At 34.0% G+C, this 19973-nt stretch carries 21 protein-coding genes and 1 tRNA gene; 10 read left to right on the top strand and 12 right to left on the bottom strand.

Annotated elements, in window-relative coordinates; all coding sequences use genetic code 11:
- Positions 1–10 precede the first annotated feature (10 nt).
- The gene (locus LPB88_RS10850; protein ID WP_230715370.1) at positions 11–541 is read left to right on the top strand and encodes a hypothetical protein; all 531 of its coding nucleotides are present in this window, start codon (positions 11–13) and stop codon (positions 539–541) included.
- A 405-nt stretch (positions 542–946) separates the two neighbouring features.
- On the opposite strand, the gene LPB88_RS10845 is transcribed toward LPB88_RS10850, so the two are convergent.
- Positions 947–1564, bottom strand: a complete 618-nt coding sequence (locus tag LPB88_RS10845) for a thioredoxin family protein (RefSeq protein ID WP_230715368.1) — start codon at positions 1562–1564, stop codon at positions 947–949.
- 191 nt (positions 1565–1755) lie between these two features.
- Between LPB88_RS10845 and pyrH the strand changes: the two genes are divergently transcribed.
- The 3 genes from pyrH to LPB88_RS10830 all read left to right on the top strand — a co-directional run bounded on the left by pyrH (position 1756) and on the right by LPB88_RS10830 (position 5796).
- On the top strand, positions 1756–2463 hold the full coding sequence (gene pyrH, locus LPB88_RS10840) for a UMP kinase (RefSeq protein ID WP_026983543.1): 708 nt from the start codon (positions 1756–1758) through the stop codon (positions 2461–2463).
- 154 nt (positions 2464–2617) lie between these two features.
- Positions 2618–3181: a ribosome recycling factor gene (gene frr, locus LPB88_RS10835; RefSeq protein WP_230715366.1), complete on the top strand. Its 564-nt coding sequence runs from the start codon at positions 2618–2620 to the stop codon at positions 3179–3181.
- A gap of 119 nt (positions 3182–3300) precedes the next feature.
- Entirely contained in the window at positions 3301–5796 is a 2496-nt protein-coding gene (locus LPB88_RS10830) for a DUF5686 family protein (RefSeq protein ID WP_230715365.1), read from the top strand.
- 99 nt (positions 5797–5895) lie between these two features.
- On the opposite strand, the gene LPB88_RS10825 is transcribed toward LPB88_RS10830, so the two are convergent.
- Positions 5896–5969: transfer RNA gene (locus tag LPB88_RS10825), tRNA-Ala, on the bottom strand.
- Between the two features lie 192 nt (positions 5970–6161).
- Here LPB88_RS10825 and LPB88_RS10820 point away from each other — a divergent pair.
- The 4 genes from LPB88_RS10820 to LPB88_RS10805 all read left to right on the top strand — a co-directional run bounded on the left by LPB88_RS10820 (position 6162) and on the right by LPB88_RS10805 (position 8465).
- The gene (locus LPB88_RS10820; protein ID WP_230715363.1) at positions 6162–6926 is read left to right on the top strand and encodes an enoyl-CoA hydratase/isomerase family protein; all 765 of its coding nucleotides are present in this window, start codon (positions 6162–6164) and stop codon (positions 6924–6926) included.
- Between the two features lie 39 nt (positions 6927–6965).
- Positions 6966–7142 carry a hypothetical protein gene (locus LPB88_RS10815; protein WP_230715361.1) on the top strand — a complete coding sequence of 59 codons (177 nt, stop codon included), beginning with the start codon at positions 6966–6968 and terminating at the stop codon, positions 7140–7142.
- Positions 7143–7173: 31 nt separating this feature from the next.
- Positions 7174–7626 (top strand): 6-carboxytetrahydropterin synthase, encoded by a 453-nt coding sequence (locus LPB88_RS10810; RefSeq protein WP_230715359.1) that lies wholly within the window; start codon positions 7174–7176, stop codon positions 7624–7626.
- Between the two features lie 95 nt (positions 7627–7721).
- On the top strand, positions 7722–8465 hold the full coding sequence (locus tag LPB88_RS10805; protein WP_230715357.1) for a UDP-2,3-diacylglucosamine diphosphatase: 744 nt from the start codon (positions 7722–7724) through the stop codon (positions 8463–8465).
- Here the strand turns inward: LPB88_RS10805 and LPB88_RS10800 are convergent, their stop codons facing one another.
- The 9 genes from LPB88_RS10800 to LPB88_RS10760 all read right to left on the bottom strand — a co-directional run bounded on the left by LPB88_RS10800 (position 8466) and on the right by LPB88_RS10760 (position 16946).
- Positions 8466–9677 carry a cytochrome c3 family protein gene (locus LPB88_RS10800; RefSeq protein WP_230715355.1) on the bottom strand — a complete coding sequence of 404 codons (1212 nt, stop codon included), beginning with the start codon at positions 9675–9677 and terminating at the stop codon, positions 8466–8468.
- Positions 9678–9760: 83 nt separating this feature from the next.
- Entirely contained in the window at positions 9761–10117 is a 357-nt protein-coding gene (locus LPB88_RS10795; protein ID WP_230715353.1) for a hypothetical protein, read from the bottom strand.
- A gap of 166 nt (positions 10118–10283) precedes the next feature.
- Positions 10284–11204, bottom strand: coding sequence for an alpha/beta fold hydrolase (locus LPB88_RS10790; RefSeq protein WP_230715352.1), 921 nt, complete (start codon positions 11202–11204; stop codon positions 10284–10286).
- On the bottom strand, positions 11204–12484 hold the full coding sequence (locus LPB88_RS10785; protein WP_230715351.1) for an MFS transporter: 1281 nt from the start codon (positions 12482–12484) through the stop codon (positions 11204–11206). Before LPB88_RS10785 ends, LPB88_RS10790 begins: the two co-directional genes overlap by 1 nt.
- Positions 12474–14174: a single-stranded-DNA-specific exonuclease RecJ gene (gene recJ / locus LPB88_RS10780; protein WP_230715350.1), complete on the bottom strand. Its 1701-nt coding sequence runs from the start codon at positions 14172–14174 to the stop codon at positions 12474–12476. The genes LPB88_RS10785 and recJ overlap by 11 nt, the downstream gene beginning before the upstream one ends.
- Before the next feature lie 118 nt (positions 14175–14292).
- On the bottom strand, positions 14293–14637 hold the full coding sequence (locus LPB88_RS10775) for a HopJ type III effector protein (RefSeq protein WP_230715349.1): 345 nt from the start codon (positions 14635–14637) through the stop codon (positions 14293–14295).
- 14 nt (positions 14638–14651) lie between these two features.
- Entirely contained in the window at positions 14652–15053 is a 402-nt protein-coding gene (locus LPB88_RS10770) for a hypothetical protein (protein ID WP_230715348.1), read from the bottom strand.
- 4 nt (positions 15054–15057) lie between these two features.
- The gene (gene rsmI, locus LPB88_RS10765; RefSeq protein ID WP_230715346.1) at positions 15058–15777 is read right to left on the bottom strand and encodes a 16S rRNA (cytidine(1402)-2'-O)-methyltransferase; all 720 of its coding nucleotides are present in this window, start codon (positions 15775–15777) and stop codon (positions 15058–15060) included.
- Positions 15778–15902: 125 nt separating this feature from the next.
- On the bottom strand, positions 15903–16946 hold the full coding sequence (locus tag LPB88_RS10760) for a hypothetical protein (protein WP_230715345.1): 1044 nt from the start codon (positions 16944–16946) through the stop codon (positions 15903–15905).
- A 236-nt stretch (positions 16947–17182) separates the two neighbouring features.
- Between LPB88_RS10760 and LPB88_RS10755 the strand changes: the two genes are divergently transcribed.
- Positions 17183–17773: a thymidine kinase gene (locus LPB88_RS10755; RefSeq protein ID WP_230715550.1), complete on the top strand. Its 591-nt coding sequence runs from the start codon at positions 17183–17185 to the stop codon at positions 17771–17773.
- Between the two features lie 33 nt (positions 17774–17806).
- Positions 17807–18235 carry a hypothetical protein gene (locus LPB88_RS10750; protein ID WP_230715344.1) on the top strand — a complete coding sequence of 143 codons (429 nt, stop codon included), beginning with the start codon at positions 17807–17809 and terminating at the stop codon, positions 18233–18235.
- 190 nt (positions 18236–18425) lie between these two features.
- Here LPB88_RS10750 and rpoN read toward each other — a convergent pair whose 3' ends face one another.
- Positions 18426–19886, bottom strand: coding sequence for an RNA polymerase factor sigma-54 (rpoN, locus tag LPB88_RS10745; RefSeq protein WP_089353249.1), 1461 nt, complete (start codon positions 19884–19886; stop codon positions 18426–18428).
- Positions 19887–19973 lie beyond the last annotated feature (87 nt).

Genomic DNA, 19973 nt, shown 5'->3' with positions numbered 1-19973 from the left:
AATCCTTAATATGAAGCTTTTTTTATTTGTCTCTACATTTCTCTTTTTTATAAATTCATCTGTTCAGTCACAAAATAAAAAATTCACTTATCTTCAATGTGATATTTCTGCTTCTATAACAGGAAATCCGGATACGAATGAAACCACCAATTATCCTGACGAGGATCGAGCATGGATTGTTCCTGACGGATTGGGTGCAAAAATTGGTTATGGAATTCAATACAAAAAATGGATTACTCTCGGAATCCATAGCGGAATTGACTATAAATGGTACGATAAACTTGTTGCTGTTCCTGTATATCTCAATTTTGGATTGAATCCAAAAGTAGGTGCAGAAACCCGTATTATGATTCAAGCCGGATACGGAAAGGGTTTTGCTTTAGGTCGAGGAGACTTAAGCGGAGAATACCGAAAATTAAGACTCGGAATTGGATCTGACGATTTTATTATTTTTATAGAAACCGCACAATATGATTTCCCGCTCCATGACGAAAAAAACGTTGGTAATATTAGTCTTGGAGTAACTGTAATCAGTTTCTAAATCGAGTATAAACTCAGCCTTAACCTAAAAACAAAAGCACATTACAAATAAAACAATAGTAATGTGCCAACTTCTAAATCAAAGTAGTTTTATTCCATAACTTATCCCTTTTGGAATTAATAATGAGGTATATTTTTGCCACCAAACAATAAACCTGAGATAAAATCGTAAAACTTGTCGAATAACTTTTTCATGATAGTGTATTTTTTAATTGTTAAACATTAAATAAACACCAATAAAAAGAGTAAATCAGAAATAAATAATAGAAGTGGGATTACATGAGCAAGATACAAAATATTTAGGCTACAAAAAAATATTTTAATACATTTTTTACTGTCAAAATTCTTATTTTCAGTCAATTGCCCGAAAAATATAGCATTTTACCGATTTTTTCATCATATAAAACTACAACCGGTTATACTTAATATTTTCCATAATATCGACTAATTCTTCCTGAACAGAAACACCTTTATCAGCCAAATACCATAATTGCAAATCGGTTTTGATTTTCTCATCAATAACACCAAATTCCTTTTTATAGTTTGTCATTAATTCTGTAGCTCCTTTTGGTCGAGGCCCCCAATCGGCACGAACAATTCCTGCTTCTTTACAAATCACGATAACTTTTGGGATCGCTCTTCCGCCATTCGTTAAGTAATTATTCATCAAATCATCATTTTGGTCACGCAATACAATTCTAAGATCAATCTTTTTATTCGATTCATGTGCCATTTTATCAATAATAGGAAGTATCTGAGCCGCATCGCCGCACCATCCTTCAGATATTACCAGCCAAATATAATGATTGTCTAAGTTTTGCAGCTTTGTTGTTACCGCTTCAGAAATCTTGATAGTTTTCTCTAATCGATTCATTCTGGCTTCATTAAGACTAGTGTAACGAGTTAAATCTTCAGACTGTTCATCTCCTGTTGATTTTCCTTCTGACAATAAATCGGTAACTAATTTTCGATATTCAGTATAAGAATAACTATGGAATAATGCCTTGGCTACAATACTTTTCATACATGTTTCGTTTTGAGTATGATAAAATTACAAATTAAAAGTAAACGCGAGAATGACATTTATCAGATTCAACAGAAATAAATTATAAATGCTTTATTTCCTTAAAAAGAAAAGAGCAATTAATTTTTTGTAAACATTATTTTTAAAAATCAGAATATGTCTATATTTGCACAAATTAACGCAACACAAACATGAAATATAAAAGAATTCTTCTAAAACTTAGCGGCGAAGCCTTAATGGGTGATTTACAATACGGAATTGACCCTAAAAGATTAGCCGAATATGCTGAAGAAATTAAGCAAATTCACAGTAAAGGAGTAGAAATTGCTATTGTTATTGGAGGAGGAAATATTTTTAGAGGCGTTGCCGGTGCAAGTGCTGGTATGGATAGAGTACAAGGCGATTATATGGGAATGCTTGCAACCGTAATTAACGGAATGGCTTTACAAGGCGCACTTGAAGACAAAGGAATGAAAACGCGCTTACAGACTGCTTTAAAAATGGAATCTATTGCAGAACCATATATTAAAAGAAGAGCAGATCGTCACCTTGAAAAAGGAAGAATTGTAATCTTTGGTGCCGGAACCGGAAATCCATATTTCACAACTGATACTGCAGCGGTTTTAAGAGGAATCGAAATCAATGCTGATGTGATCCTGAAAGGAACACGTGTTGATGGAGTTTACGACTGTGATCCTGAAAAAAATGCTTCGGCGGTAAAATTCGATTTTATTTCGTTTGATGATGTTCTTAAAAAAGGACTTAACGTGATGGATACAACTGCTTTTACACTTAGTCAGGAAAACAAATTGCCAATCGTTGTTTTTGATATGAACAAAATTGGTAACCTTTTGAAAATCTGCGAAGGCGAAAACATAGGAACAGTAGTAAATATTTAAAGTACTTAGATTGTTGGATTTTTAGATCATTAGATTTCTATAAATTTACAATCGCTTAAAAACAATATTCAAAAACAAAAATTATATTAGTTAGTAAATTAGAGGAATGCATTTTTAAAAATCTATCTTCTAAAAATCTAAAAATCTAAAAAAAATGACTGAAGAAATAGAATTTATATTAGATAGTACAGAAGAATCAATGAACGGTTCGATTGCGCATTTAGAGAAAGAATTTCTTAACATTCGTGCAGGAAAAGCTTCACCGGCAATGCTAGGAAGCGTTTTTGTAGATTATTACGGTTCTGCAACACCGCTTTCGCAAGTGTCAAAAATTAGTGTTCCTGACGCCAGAACAATTACATTACAGCCTTTTGAAAAAAACATGCTGCAGGTTATCGAAAAAGCAATTATGGTGGCAAACATTGGTTTTAATCCAATGAATAATGGTGATGTAATCATTATCAGCGTTCCGCCTTTGACAGAAGAACGTCGTAAGGATTTGGCAAAACAAGCAAAATCTGAAGCCGAAGATGCAAAAATTGGTGTTCGTAACGTACGTAAAGATGCAAATACTGATATCAAAAAATTAGAAAAAGACGGAACTTCAGAAGATATCTGTAAATCTGCAGAAGAACAAGTTCAAAATCTAACAAATACCTATATCAGAAAAATTGACGAATTATTAGCAGCAAAAGAAGCTGAAATAATGAAAGTTTAATTTTTGAAACAATAAATTAAGAATCCGTTTGGTTAAAATTGTACCAGACGGATTTTTTTATTCTTATTTTTGCATACCAAAAATATGTTGTTTACGTTTTTGAATCTATAACTCTCTTTATGAAGCTATTCTGTTTATTGACTTTGTTTTTTACGCTTAGTATTCAAGCGCAATTTCAAATAAACGGAATTGTAACGGATTCAAACAACAAACCGCTCCCTTTTGCTACGATAACAACTTCAGACAGCAACAATACAATTACAGATGTTGATGGAAAGTTTGATTTTAAGATAGCCGAAAAAACAACCGCTTTTGCCGTTTCATACATTGGTTTTCAAACTAAAATTATTACCGTTACCGCAAATAAAAAATTCTATTCGATTTCTCTTACTCAAAAAACAGATGATTTAAAAGAGGTTGTTGTTTCTAACGAGAATCCGGCTTTGACCATTATAAAAAAGGTTATTGCCAATAAAAACAAAAACAATCCTCAAAAAAGACTCAACAGTTTTGAATATAAAACATACAATAAACTGATTGTAACTGCCAATCCTGATTCTATCGATGGCCGAATTGATTCTTCTGCAGCTTATAAAGATTTCAATAAAAAAGAGATCAACATTGATTCCTCAGATTATAAGTTCAAAGAAATTATAAGCAAACAGCATTTGTTTCAAACCGAGAAAGTTTCTCAGTATCAATTTGGAGATCACAAACTCAAAGAAACTGTTCTGGGAACCAAAATTGCAGGTTTCAAGCAGCCTATTTATGAAATTATTGCCTTCAATTTGCAATCAATTTCGATTTATGATTCAAAATATGAATTGTTCGAATCCAAATATGAAAACCCAATTTCAAACACCGCGACTTCAACTTACAATTATAAATTACTTGACACGGTAAACATAAAAGGACGCGAAACTTACATGATTTACTTTAAAAATAAACAAAAAAGGAAATCATCTGGTTTAGAAGGTGTTTTATATATTGATCAGGAAAATTTTGCTGTCGCCAAAGCAGTAATGCGAATAAAAGGCGTTTTGGATATTAGCGGAATCCATGAATTTGAATATGTCCCGAGTGAAAAAATCTGGTTTCAAAGCAATACCACTTTCAAAATCGTAAAAGGGAAAAATGACGATGATATTAAGATTTTAGGCGGAACCATTCAGTTTGACGGAGATGTTGAAGATAATTTTGAACCGAGAAAAAAATCGGCTTCAGATTTTACGTATTTACTTTCAGAAAGCAACAACTTCGATATTCATTACAACACAACCAGCCCAATAAAAAACCCGTCTCTTTATATCGAAATTAAGGACGATGCAAGTAAAAAACCAGAAGAATTCTGGAATACCTACAGAAAAGAAAGTTTAGACCTGAAAAGCCAAAAAACGTACTTATTACTAGACAGTCTTTCTGTAAAGAAACGAATCGAAAAGCGTTTAGGTCTTGGACGAAAAATCATCAACGGTTATTTCCCAATTGGCCCTGTTGATTTAGATCTGAAAAAAATAATTAGTTACAATAATTACGAAGGTTTTCGTCTTGGTTTGGGCGGAATCACGAATGATCGTTTTTCTAAAAACTTCAGAATCGAAGGATACTCTGCTTACGGAACCAAAGATGGAGAAGTTAAATATAGTTTAGGATCTGGAGTTTTGCTAGACAAAAGTACCAATACCTGGCTAAACGGTTCCTATACAGATGATGTTCGCGAGATTGCAAGTACCGTTTTTGCGGTTGACAAACGCGTTTTTAAAATTTACGATCCGCGGCCAATTAACATTAGTACTTTCTATAAATACATTAGTTGGAAAGCCAATGTCCAGACTAAAATTATTCCCAAAACCGAAGCTGTTTTTGAATTAGCCCGAACGTATGTTGAACCAAAATTCGATTATCTTTTTAATTACAACGGACAATTATATTCGAGTTACATCATGACTACGGCAATGGTTTCGATTGTTTGGGCGCCTTTTAGCGATTTCATGCAAACACCTACGGGAAGAAACGAATCTGAAAAAAGATTTCCTAGATTTACCTTTCAGTACACACAATCTTTGCCCAACGTTTTAGAAAACGACTTTACTTTTGGCAAAATCGATTTCAAAACCGAATATGAAAAAAAATACTTAAACGGTCAAAAAACCAGTTTACTACTGCAGGGAGGTTACGCAATTGGCGATGTTCCAATTACCCACCTATACAACACAATGCCTAACAACCTAACAAAAGAAACTATTGTTCAGCGTATTACTTTTGCAGGTCGAAACAGTTTTGAAACCATGTTTTTTAATGAATTTTTCTCCAGTCAATACATATTCTTCCAGATCAAACACGGTTTTGACCGAATTACAATATTCAAAAAAGTCCGTCCATCATTGGTTTTAGTAACCCGAATGGCATGGGGAAATATGGAAAATCCAGAACAACATGTTGGCCCAACTTACAAAACGTTAGACAAAGGTTTCTTTGAATCCGGAATTGAATTAAACAAAATCTTTAAAGGTTTCGGACTAGGCGGATTCTATCGTTATGGCCCAAATCAGTTGCTAAAATTTGAAAATAATATTGCAGTTAAGATTTCTTATGTCCTTGATTTAGGGTTGTAAACACTATATCTTTCGCTAAAGCGTAAAATCAACAATTGTTTAAAAAGCAATTTCAAAAATAAAAAAACCGTATTACAATTAAGTAATACGGTTTTTTTGTGGAGAATACCGGATTCGAACCGGTCACCCCTTGCCTGCCAGGCAAGTACTCTAGCCAAATGAGCTAATCCCCCTTTTATATTCTTATTCACTTCATGAAAACCAGACGGTCATCCTCCCGCTTCAAGCAGGATACTCTAGCCAAATGAGCTAATCCCCCAAAGCGTTAGCAAATAAAGTCAATTAATTTTCAAAAAACAAATTTTCAAATCCCTGCGATCAAAAATAGTTACCAAAATCGTAACTTTACGATCAAATCTTTTTTTATGAGTTCAGAAAATCAAAACGGTTCTTTATATACCATTTTAGATAATGCTGTTGCAACAGTACAATTTGGTCATCCGGCAAGCAATTCTTTTCCACGCGAATTATTGGATCGTTTAACTGCCGAAATTAATTTATTAAGCAAAAACGAAACGATTTCAGTTATTATTTTGCAAAGTGAAGGCTCAAAAACTTTTTGCTCAGGCGCCTCATTTGATGAACTTTTGGCGGTCGAAAATGAAGAACAAGGAAAAGAATTTTTCTCAGGATTTGCGCATTTACTAAACGCAATGCGCATTTGTTCTAAGATTATAATTGGTCGCGTACAGGGTAAAGCCGTTGGTGGTGGCGTTGGTATTATTTCGGCTTGCGATTATGTTTTGGCTACACCAGAAAGCGCTATAAAATTATCAGAACTAGCTATCGGAATTGGGCCTTTTGTAATCGAACCCGCTGTTACCCGAAAAATTGGCAAAACAGCAATGACCGAAATGACACTTGCAGCGCATGAATGGAAATCAGCAAACTGGGCACTTCAAAACGGACTTTATGCATCACTTCACGACGTTGATCAACTGGATATTGAAGTCGAAAAATTTGCCAAAAAACTAAGTTCATACAATCCGGAAGCTTTATTCGAAATGAAGAAAATTATCTGGGAAGGAACAGCACATTGGAAAACACTACTTCTTGAACGTGCAGCAATTACAGGAAAATTAGTTTTATCTGATTTCAGCAGAAATGCTTTGACACAATTTAAAAAATAAACAAAAAGAAACTCCAATATTTTATTATTTATAGTAAACATGTATATCATTTCATTACTTCAAAAAGTCGATGTTGCCGAGAAACTTAAGACTGCTCCAGACAGTGGTTATCAAATTGGTGTTTTGATAGGTTCCTTTCTTCCATTTGTCGTTTTAGTAGGAATTGCGTACTGGATGTATAACCGTGCCAAAAAAAGAGATAAAAACGGTTATTAATTCGTAAATTTGCAACCTAAAATTCAAATCGATGAGTAATATCAGAATTACAAAACAATTTAGTTTCGAAACCGGTCATGCTTTATATGGCTATGACGGGAAGTGCAAAAACGTTCACGGCCACAGTTATAAATTGTCGGTAACGGTTATTGGTTCGCCAATTACAGACCGATCAAATGTAAAATTCGGAATGGTAATTGATTTTTCGGATCTAAAGAAAATTGTAAAAGAAGAAATCGTTGATCAGTTTGACCACGCAACGGTTTTTAATGAAACAACTCCGCATGTCGAATTGGCAAATGAATTAAAAAATCGTGGTCATCACGTAATTTTAGTTGATTATCAACCAACAAGCGAAAACATGGTTGTAGATTTCGCGAGCCGAATCATTGCACGTTTACCTTCTGAAATCTCTCTTTTTTCACTAAAACTTCAAGAAACAGAATCTTCGTTTGCCGAATGGCATGCTTCTGATAATAACTAAAAGAAAATTCCAAATTCCAATCCTTCGACTTCGCTCAGGATGACAATACGGTTAAAGTCTAAAATTCTAAGTAGTCTAACAATCTAATAATCTAAATGAAAAAAGTATATTTCGCTTCTGATCAGCATTTTGGAGCTCCAACTCCTGAATTGAGTTTGCCTCGTGAACAAAAATTCGTGGCTTGGCTAGATGTCGTAAAAGAAGATGCAGAAGCTATTTTTTTGTTAGGTGACTTATTTGATTTTTGGTTCGAATACAAAACCGTTGTACCTAAAGGTTTTGTACGTGTACTGGGTAAATTAGCAGAACTTCGCGATAGCGGAATCCCGGTTTACTTTTTCGTTGGGAATCATGATCTTTGGATGAATGACTATTTTCAAACTGAATTAAATATTCCGGTTTATCATGATAACAAAGAATTTACCTTTAACGGAAAAACTTTCTTAATTGGTCATGGAGATGGCAAAGGTCCTGGAGATAAAGGCTATAAACGAATGAAAAAGGTATTTACAAATCCGTTTTCAAAATGGCTTTTCCGTTGGTTACATCCTGATATCGGCGTGAGTTTAGCACAATATTTATCTGTCAAAAACAAACTGATTTCTGGTGATGAAGATGTGAAATTTTTAGGGGAAGAAAACGAATGGCTTGTTTTGTATGCCAAACGTAAACTCGAAACCAAACATTACAATTATTTCATTTTCGGACATCGTCATTTACCAATGATTATTCCTGTAGGAGAAGAATCAAAATACGTAAATCTAGGCGACTGGATTGGGTATTTTACTTACGGTGTTTTTGACGGTGAAACTTTTGAACTTCAAAAATTCGAACAATAATTACTTTTTGTTAGTTGGATAAATTCCAATCTTGTGCGTTCTCAAAATATAATTCGACAATTGTTTATTGTTCGAAAGTTTAAAACTAATAGCATTTGAGGTCTTTTTCGGCATGTGACATTCTACACAATTATTAGCCAATAAACTTCCTGACATTGTTTTTAAGGTTGTTTCATTGTGTTTTAAATCCTGATGACAACTCATACATATTTTTGAATATGTCGCTAAATTTGACGGCGAATTTTCATGCGGATTATGGCACGTCATACAATCCATAACTTCGCTTTTCTGGAAACACTTACTTTGCGCCAATAAACCAAATTGGTTACCATGAACATCAAAATGAAGACTGTCATTTGATGATGGTGTAGCTCTAAAATAATCATTAAGACTTTCACCGGGTTTAAATTGAAAACGGGATTTAAGCTTTATTTTATCATTTCCTGAATGACAAATTGCGCATGCATCTAATCTTTGTTGTCTGCTGAGTCCTTTAATCGAAACTATATTTTTTGCTGTTTTTAAATCAGGAAATTTCAAGTGAGTCTTTACATGTTCTTTTGCCGGTCCGTGGCAACGTTCACAATCAATTCCGTAGATCAAAGTATTTTTATCCATGAAACTTTCCGCTTCCATTGCCATTGTATTTACTTTATCCGAAGTCGTAGTAATATATCTACTTCCAATATTAGAACTATGACAAGCATAACATTCTTTAGCTATTTCTCTGTTAAAAAAGGGTTTATCGGTAGGATATCCAGGACTGGTTCCCCAGCTATTAAGTGAATGATAATAAGATATTGGCAATTCATACGTATAATAATTCTTCCAGAAAGCACCAGTTTGCGCATGCTTTACTCCAAAAACAATATCATAAGGATGAGCTTCAACTTCTTTTCCATCTTTGTACAAAACCTGATACAAACTATCATTTCGTTTTTCCATGACCAGTTTGGTGTTTTTGTCATAGGTAAAAACGTGATTTCCTTTACTAAAACTTCCCAGAACATTTTCTAAACTTGCAGGCGCAGTTGCTTTAAAATGAGAACTGTGTGAAGCTAAATCAAATTGGGCTTGATGACATTGAATGCAACTTTCTGAACCCGCATAATCAGTTCCGCGAGGATCAATATAATCGTCAGATTTGTTGGTGCAGTTTGTTAAGAAAACCGCCAGAACAACAATGGCAAAAAGAATACGTGATTTTTTCATTGCTGTAAATATACTTTTTTTTGAATAAAATCAAAATACATTTCAATAATGAAAAATTATTGTTAAAACATTTAGAATGCTTATTAATTTAAGCCAACTCCATAAATATATTCATCTAAATCAATTCGGAATAAAGAACCTTCAACCAAATCTTTAATCGATTTTAATTCGGTCATTGAAACGGCTAAATCTATAGAAGCGCAAGGGGTTTTCAATAAGAATTTATGACAAGAATATTTTAGTTCACAAGCTTCGCAACAAGCATTTTCGATCATACTATCTTCGATTAAATCGCAAAAATGATTTAATTCCTGCACTGTAAAATAAAAGCCAGTTTCTTTAAATACCAGCTGTACTTTGTCTAATATAGTTGTATTTTCTTTTTTCCAGTAAAAGGCTATTCCGAAGTTGTTATGATATATTTGCTCTATTTCTCTCATCGTAAATCATTTTATTCCAACAAATATAAATATTATTTATATTAATTCTAAATAAAAAACTCATAAAGTATTGCAAAAAATAATTTATCATTTAATTTATATAAGTTCATTTTAGCAAGATCTAAAAAACTTAATTGAACTGACATCACTTATATGGTGAATCCATTTAATTTAGCCATTTCTTCATATTAGAAAGAAATTCATTTTGTTGATCTACAAACAAATAATGTGAGCAATTGTCTAATAAAGCAAAATGGTTTTTACCAACTAAACTTTTAATAGAATTAATTTGTGCAGTCGAAAAAACTCCATCTTCTTTACCGTAAATAGCAAAAACGGGAACTCCTTTGGCTTTTATTTTCTTTAAAGCAGGTCTGCTGTCAATATTGTTTTGCTTTTCATTTTTATAGAAAAGCAACGGAGCATTTTTATTTCTAATATTGGTTCTATAAAAGCTACTCGCTTCATAATCGGCATAAAGCTTTTTTGATGTCTCGGTTGGGTTTGGCATTTTGAAGTAACCATTTTCACCAGCCAAATCAAAACAGGCTTTTCTATATTCAGCTGACTTTTTATCCATTTTTTCAACAGAACTTATTTTCTTAAGTTCATCAGAATTTAGATTCTCAGTATATTTTTTAGTCAGAGAATTTAAAATATGATCATAGGTTTCCTGTTGCGAAAATAAAGCGCCTGCCAAAACAAGTGCACTTACATTCTGCGGATATTTTTCGGTATAAAGAGTTGCAACCAAACCTCCAAAACTATGACTTAAAAGTATCGCTTTACTTAAATGATATTCTTTGTAAATCGCATTTAAATCCTGAAAAGCTTCTTCATAAGTAAACTTAGCCTCCGGATCTGCAGATCTTCCTTCACCTCTCCTATCATAAACAAGGACATAAAACCCAAGATTAGCCAGTTTTTGAGCCGTTGTACTTTCAAACAAAGTCGAATTTCCACTTGGACCACCGTGAATAAAAATCACTGCTTTATCCTTTTCGTTTCCGTATGTTTTAATGTATAGATTTTGCCCTTTCGTAATGAAAGACACCAACAAAAAGAAAAACAATAACGACTGTCTCATTACTCCATGTTTTGATGATCTTCCATATCTTTTCGAAGATCTAAATTTCTAAATGTAGGCGATTTGATTCCGAAACCTAAAACAGTCAAAAGTGTCATACTTCCTCCAAAAACTACTGAAGTTACAGTTCCCATTAATTTAGCCGTTAAGCCACTTTCAAAAGCCCCTAATTCATTTGATGAACCTACGAACATTGAATTTACAGCTGCAACACGGCCACGCATGTGATCTGGTGTTTTAAGTTGTAGAATAGTTTGGCGAATTACTACAGAAATTCCATCGGCAACTCCGCTTAAAAATAAAGCAACAACAGACAGCCAGAAAATAGTCGAAACTCCAAACAATATGATACATAATCCGAAGATGAAAATGGCAACTAAAAGTTTCATTCCCGCTTTTTCATACAATGGAACATAAGCCGAAACTAACATAGTAATAAAAGCCCCAATTGCGGGCGCAGCTCTTAGAACTCCGAAACCTTCGGGACCAACTTTTAGAATATCTTGTGCAAAAACAGGCAATAAAGCGACTGCACCACCAAAAAGTACCGCAACCATATCCAGAGAAAGTACTCCTAAAATGGTTTTATTATTAAAGACAAATTTGATTCCTTCTTTTAAACTCTCCATTACCGGTTCGCCAATTTTCGGATTCAATATTGGTTTTTTCTCGATTTGCGATAATGCTATTAATGAAAAAACAGAAAACCCGACAACCAGACACATTGACCAATGAACTCCAATAAAATTGATTGAAAAACCTGCAACAGCAGGCCCTAAAACTGCACCAATTTGCCAAACTGAGCTACTCCATGTCGCAGCGTTTGGATATACTTTTTTAGGAACAATTAAAGACAAAAGAGAGAAGATCGTTGGCCCAAGAAAAGCACGAACCAATCCGCCAAGGAAAACCAAAAAGTAAATAGAATACAAAATAGCATTAGTAGACCAGCCTCCAACAACTTTTGGCCAAGTCAATAAAAACAATCCGAAACTGATTACTGAAAATCCAAGAATACATTTTACCAATAATCCTTTTTTCTCCTTTTGATCGACAATATGGCCGGCAAATAAAGCCATCGAAACGGCAGGAATTACTTCCATTAGTCCAATAATTCCTAACGAAAGCGGATTTTTGGTTATACTGTAAACTTCCCATTCGATTATGATAAATTGCATTGACCAGGCAAAAACCATAGCAAAACGCAATAATAAAAAAACATTAAATTCTCTATAACGCAACGCCTGATATGGATCTTGCTTCTTTGTTTTATTTTTCATTTGTTCTAATATCTTTTAACATAAGTTGAGTCGAAACCGTTCCGTTCCACTCATTTTCAGCCAGTGAATAAACTAACTGAAAAGGGTTTTGATTTTTTGTGATGTCTAACTTTTTTCCGAGTCCAAAACCTATAGCTGCAATTCCATCTGAATTATATTGCTTTACGAAAAGTCTTAAATGCTCTTCATCGGCTCCTAAAGTTTTGGCGTAACCTGTGTCTTTTACATTTTTGGTCATAAAAACAGGCGTCATATTCAAAGGCCCAAAAGGTTCGAATTGTTTTAAAATCCGAATAAGTTTTGGGGTAATATCAGTAAAGTCTATTTCGGCATCGACCTCAATTTCAGGAGTTCGCATTTCGGGTAAAATAGTTTCCTGCACTTGTTTTTCAAAAGCGTCTTTAAACGTTTCATAGTTTTCGGCTTTCAATGTCATTCCTGCTGCATACATATGTCCTCCAAATTGTTCCAAATGTTCAGAACAAGCATCGAGTGCATTATAAACATCAAATCCTTTTACAGATCTTGCAGAAGCAGCATATTTGTCGCCACTTTTGGTAAAGACTAAAGTTGGTCGATAATAAGTTTCGATAAGTCTTGAAGCCACAATTCCGATTACTCCTTTGTGCCAATCTTCCTGAAAAACAACCGTCGAAAATCGGTCTTCTTCGTTATTTTTGATAATTTGCTGAAAAGCCTCTTTGGTAATTTGTTTGTCTAAATCTTTACGATCTGAGTTGTATTGTTCAATTTCTGAAGCGAATTGCTGTGCTTGCTCAAAATTAAATTCCGTCAATAATTCAACGGCATGATTACCATGTTTAATTCTTCCGGCAGCATTTATTCGGGGTGAAATGATAAAAACAACATCGGTAATATCTAATGTTTTCTTTTTTACCTGATGTACCAAAGCTTTAATTCCCGGTCTGGGATCTGAATTAATCACTTGTAATCCGTAATACGCCAAAACTCTGTTTTCGCCCGTTATTGGCACAATATCTGCCGCAATTGCCGTTGCAACTAAATCCAGATACGGAATTAAATCTTCAATCGTTTCGTTTCTGTTTGTTCCTAAAGCCTGAATTAATTTAAAACCAACACCGCAACCGCACAATTCATCATAAGGATACGAACAATCTTCTCTTTTTGGGTCTAAAATCGCAACTGCATCCGGAAGAAATTCTCCTGGCCTGTGGTGATCGCAAATGATAAAGTCGATGTTTTTTTCTTTCGCATAAGCGATATGATCAATAGATTTAATACCACAATCGAGCGCTATGATTAATGAAAAACCATTATCATCAGCAAAGTCAATTCCTTTAAAAGAAATTCCGTAACCTTCGGCATAACGATCCGGAATATAGGTCGCAATATTAGGATAATGTGATTTTAAATAGGCCGAAACCAATGAAACGGCTGTAGTTCCGTCGACGTCATAATCACCAAAAACCAAGATGTTTTCCTGATTTTCAATTGCCAATTCGATTCTCGCAACGGCTTTATCCATATCTTTCATCAAGAACGGATCATGAAGATGTTCTAACGAAGGACGAAAAAAATTCTTGGCATCTTCAAAAGTTTCAATGCCACGCTGAATCAAAAGTGTTGCTACAAAATCTTCTACATTTAAGGCTTGCGCCAAATGTTTGATTTTATCTTCAGAAGGTTTTGTTTTTAATGTCCAACGCATTGGTGATTTTAGATTTTTGATTGTTGATTACTGATTTTTGATTTGCTATAGATGATCTTAAATCATTTGATTTTTCAGATCTGAAATCAAAAATCGTTAATCTAAAATCTTAAATAATTTATTTTAATTCCAAAGCACTTCCTTCAAACTGAATTCCATCCCAACCTAAGTTGATGAAGTTTCTAATGTTTTGATGGTTTGTTCCGTTTGGATCTCCTAAAACTTCTTCAAAATAAAAAGCTCCAAAACAGGCTAAAGTTTCGTCTTTGCTCAAGTTTTGCAATTTTGCGAAAGAAAATAATTTGCAAGAACCTGAGTTTTCTCCTGCTGCATTATGCTGTGTTCCGTTTTGGAAAGCAGTTGGAGTAAAGTTGTAATTTTCCTCAATTACTGCAATAGTTTCAGGAAATGCTATTTGGGTTGGAGTTTGTTTTACTTTTTCTAAAAAGGCTTGAATGCTCATGATTTTAATCTTTTTTATTCTGAACTTATATATTTTTTTAAAGCACTGTAATTTGTGTCTGTTTTTATTGATTCTGGAACTTTTTTTAGAAGAATTTTTATCTCTTCTTTGTTGAAATTTTTCTTTAAAAAGTTCAATCTTTTTACACCACGTTCTGATTTGATAAATTTAACAGCTAATTTTTTATTTTTATTGATTGTATATTCAATTACTATACTGTCCAACGACTTTAACATTACTGAGTCAGTTAGTTTTCCAGAATTTTCCTTGATAAACTTTTCATTTTCGGATTTCCATTCTTTTATTAATTGATCATTTTCTAATGAAAATTGTTTGTCAAGATTTGATTTACAAGAAAATGCTAGTAAAGAGATTATAAGTAAAAGTGTTATTCTGTTAAAAGATTCTTTTCTCATATAATCACTCTTCATCGTCCTTCGAAAACTTACTTTTCTTAGGTTCTTTTATTATTGTTTTTCCGGCAACAACTACGACTATTTCGCCGCGTGGTGCTGTTTTTTCAAAATGAGTCAATACTTCTCTTGCGGTTCCGCGAACATTTTCTTCGTGCAGTTTTGATAATTCTCTTGAAACGCAAACTTGTCTGTCTTCTCCAAAATACTGTATAAACTCTGCTAAAGTCTTAACGAGTTTATGCGGAGAAACGTATAAAATCATCGTTCTGGTTTCTTCGGCTAAAGCCAAAAATCGAGTTTGACGTCCTTTTTTATCAGGCAGAAAACCTTCAAAAACAAATTTATCATTTGGTAATCCGCTGTTTACTAAAGCGGGCACAAAAGCGGTCGCTCCAGGTAAACACTCTACTTCAATTTTATTTTCGACACAAGCGCGCGTCAATAAAAAACCGGGATCTGAAATCGCCGGAGTTCCTGCATCCGAAATTAAAGCGATATTCTCACCGGCTTTCAAACGTGCAATTAAATTCTCAGTTGTTTTGTGTTCGTTGTGCATGTGATGGCTGTGCATGTGTGTGCCAATTTCAAAATGCTTCAACAATTTCCCACTCGTTCTGGTATCTTCAGCCAGGATCAAATCGACTTCTTTCAGAATCCGAATGGCACGAAAAGTCATATCTTCAAGATTGCCAATTGGCGTTGGAACGATATATAATTTAGACATAATTAAATTTAAATTAAGATAACACAGATTTCACTAATTAGCACGAATTCTGTTTGTTTAAAAATTGCACAAACTAATAATTACTAAAATTATTTTTAATTCGTGTAAATCCGTGAAATTCGTGTTTATGCGAATTTCTTCTCGATAATTCCCAGAAAACGTTCTGCATAATCGTCTTTTCCTTCCCAATTATTATAGTCCGGTTTTACCATATTATCGATAAACTCTTTCGCTTCTCCGTACGAATTAAAAGTCAATAATTGATTTAGAACACGGCTATAATCTTCAGAGCTATTTCCGAAAAGATTTTTAGTAAAAGCAATTCGGTCATTCAAATCAACATGAAAGCCTTTTGCCAGTTTTTCATTCAAAGTAACTGCTTTTGGTTCTGCAGGAGTTTCTAAAACCGCTGTTTCAACAATTTTCTCCTCTTTAAATTCACTGATTGATGGAACTGGAGAAACGGCTTCAAAGCTATCTACTTTTACAAACTCAGCATCTGCATAATTGATTCCAAAATCTTCAAACAAAATCGAAACAGGTTCTGGTTTTGTCGAAGTTTCTATCTTCTCTTCTACTTTATCTTCAATTTTTTCTTCTTCTCTATCCAATTCAAAAGCTGGAATAAAACTAGGAATTGGTTTTGAATCACTGATTGTTGTAAATGAAATTTCTTCAAAAAGTGCTTTAGTTTCTTCTACAGGTTCAGTATCTTTAATCGCTTCAAGCTCCTCCTCTTTTTCAATTACAGGTTCTTCAATAATTTCTTCATCTTCTTCAGGAGTTATTTCGTCAGGAGTTTCAGCAACTACTTCTTCAATCGGTTCAGATGTTATTTCTTCAGTAGTTTCGGCAACTACTTCTTCAACAATTACTGGTTCCGGAGTTTCTTCTACTACAATTTCTTCGGCAACAATTGCTGGTTCGATTACGACCTCAGCCGAAACTTCTGCTTCTTTTTCGAAGATCCTTTCAACCTCAGAACTGATTTCACTGTGACTTATTGTTGGTTTTACAGTATCAAAGTTTTCGTCTACAAACTTCAAGACCGCTAATTTCTCATATAATTTCTGCGTTTCAAGATACAATTGATTGATATCGGATTTGTTTTTAAGCTTTAAAATTCGATGTGCAATGCTGATTAAATCGGCTTCCAATTTTTTTTTCATAACTGTTGAAATTATAGTGAATAGGGTATTTTAGTATATTTTGTAATCTAATGCTTTTATTCTTGTGGAAAATTCGCAGAACAATTTTTTATTTCTGTTAATAAGTGTTCGCGAATCTCCGATTTGATAAAAATTTTCTACTTTTGAAAAAACGTAAAACATCAAAATTTTACGTCAATTTATTACCAGTACAAAGTAATAAAAACTATTCATTTTTAAAGGTAGAAAAATACAAAATGTTTCTCGAAAATACAGTAAATCACAAAGAACAATTTGGTTGGATTGAAGTTATTTGTGGATCAATGTTTTCGGGTAAAACCGAGGAGTTAATCCGCAGATTAAAACGCGCCCAATTTGCCAAACAAAGAGTCGAAATTTTTAAACCCGCTATTGATACCCGCTATCATGACGAAATGGTCGTTTCTCATGATGCCAACGAAATTCGTTCAACTCCGGTTCCCGCCGCCGCCAATATTGCTATCTTAGCACAAGGCTGCGACGTTATTGGTATTGACGAAGCTCAGTTTTTTGATGATGAAATCGTTACGGTTTGTAATGATCTTGCTAATCAGGGAATTCGTGTGATAGTTGCCGGACTTGATATGGATTTTAAAGGAAATCCTTTCGGACCAATGCCTGCACTTATGGCTACAGCCGAATATGTAACAAAAGTTCACGCCGTTTGTACCAGAACGGGAAATCTTGCTAACTATAGTTTCCGTAAAACAGATAACGACAAATTAGTTATGCTAGGTGAAACTGAAGAATACGAACCGCTAAGCCGTGCGGCTTATTATAATGCGATGAAAAAAAGTCAGGATAAGTAAATATTCTTTTTCTTCACAACAAAAAAACTACAAATGCAGAAACCTACAACAAAAAAGAATTTAACTATTTTAGTAATAAGTGCAATTGTAGCATTATCGTTAGTTTTAGTCTTATATTATTCTTTTAAAGAACCTGTGACTGACACGGAAATGGTTGAATTGGTTGAAAAGTACAATCAAAATTGCCCTTTAGTCATTCAGGAAGGAATTCGTCTGGACAATGTTACTTTGCCAAAAGACAAAGTTGTTCAGTACAATTTGACTTTATTAAATGTTGAAAAAGAAACTGCTGATATTAAAATAATCAAAGAAAACATTGAAGAAAGTCTTCTTAGTACCGTTAAAGCAAATCCGGGACTTCAGGCATTTCGGGATAACGATTTTACTTTAATTTATAATTATGATGACAAAAAAGAAAACTATATGTTTGAGGTTACAATAACGCCCGAACAGTATAAATAATTAGAAATTCTATTATAAAACAAAACCCGACAGATTTTGAATTTGTCGGGTTTTCTATTTGTATAAAATGATATTCCTTTGTCTAAACTGGACTGAAGTCCAGCTCTACAATATAATAGGTTCCTTTGAAACTGTAAAAGAGCCTTCGGCTCGAACAATATTGTAAGGCCGGACTTCAGTCCGGTTTATATTAAATCTTCTTACGCATTCTTGCTACCGGAATATCAAGTTGTTCACGATATTTTGCAATCGTTCTACGAGCAATCGGGTATCCTTTTTCTTTTAATATTTCTGCCAATTGATCATCCGGCAAAGGTTTCTTTTTATCTTCTTCTTCAATTGTATTCTGAAGAATTTTTTTGATTTCCAAAGTCGAAACATCTTCACCCTGATCGTTTTTCATCGCTTCAGAGAAAAACTCTTTAATAAGTTTTGTTCCGTATGGCGTTTCAACATATTTACTGTTTGCAACACGTGAAATCGTCGAAATATCCAAACCAACCATATCTGCAATGTCTTTTAAGATCATTGGTTTTAGTTTGGTTTCGTCACCGTCTAAGAAATATTCTTCCTGATAATGCATAATCGCATTCATGGTTACAAAAAGTGTTTCCTGACGTTGTCTAATCGCGTCAATGAACCATTTTGCCGAATCCAGTTTTTGTTTAATAAACTGAACCGCATCTTTTTGTGCCGATGATTTATCACGGGAATCTTTGTACGTCTGCATCATTTCCTGATAATCCTTAGAAACATGCAAAGACGGAGCATTTCTTCCGTTTAAGGTCAGTTCAAGTTCGCCGTCAACAATTCTGATCGCAAAATCCGGAACTACATTTTCGGTTACTTTATTGTTTCCGGTGTAAGATCCTCCTGGTTTCGGGTTTAGTCTTTCAATTTCATGAATCGCTTTTTTAAGCTGTTCATTCGAAACACCGTATTTTTGAAGTAGTTTATCGTAATGTTTTTTAGTAAAAGCATCAAACTGATTTTCGATAATATCAATCGCTAAATCAACATATTCCGTTGGCGTTTTATGCTTTAATTGCAGCAATAAACATTCTTGCAAATCACGCGCTCCAACTCCTGATGGTTCTAGTTCATGAATCACCTGAAGCATTTTTTCGACCATTTTCTCATCGGTATAAATACCCTGAGTAAATGCCATATCATCTACAATATCCGGAACGCTTCTGCGGATGTAACCCATATCATCAATACTTCCAACAAGGAATTCGGCGATTTCGCGTTCTTCATCATTCAAAATAAAAGTATTCAGCTGATTGATTAAATCCTGATGAAAACTAATTGGCGAAGCAAAAGGTGTTTCACGTTCTTCGTCTTCACTATAATTGTTCACCTGAGTTTTGTAATCCGGAGTATCGTCGTCGCTTAAATATTCATCAATGTTAATATCGTCCGCTTCGATTCTGTCCGATTCAGCATCGTCATAATCGTCGTAGTCTTCATTTGCGAATTCATCAGCTTCGTATTCTTCTTCTTTTCCAGCTTCCAGAGCCGGATTTTCGTTCATTTCTTCTAATAAACGTTGCTCAAAAGCTTGCGTAGGCAATTGAATTAACTTCATCAGCTGAATTTGCTGTGGAGATAATTTTTGGGATAATTTTAAATTTAAAAATTGCTTTAGCATTTATTTTTGTTAAAAGTTTCAAGTTTCAAGTTTCAGGTTGCTGAACGTTCAACAACCTGAAACTTGAAACCTGAAACAAATTTTATA

The organism is Flavobacterium sp. JAS (assembly GCF_020991455.1).
Taxonomy (GTDB): Bacteria; Bacteroidota; Bacteroidia; order Flavobacteriales; family Flavobacteriaceae; genus Flavobacterium.
This window is presented reverse-complemented; position numbering and strand designations above follow the sequence as displayed.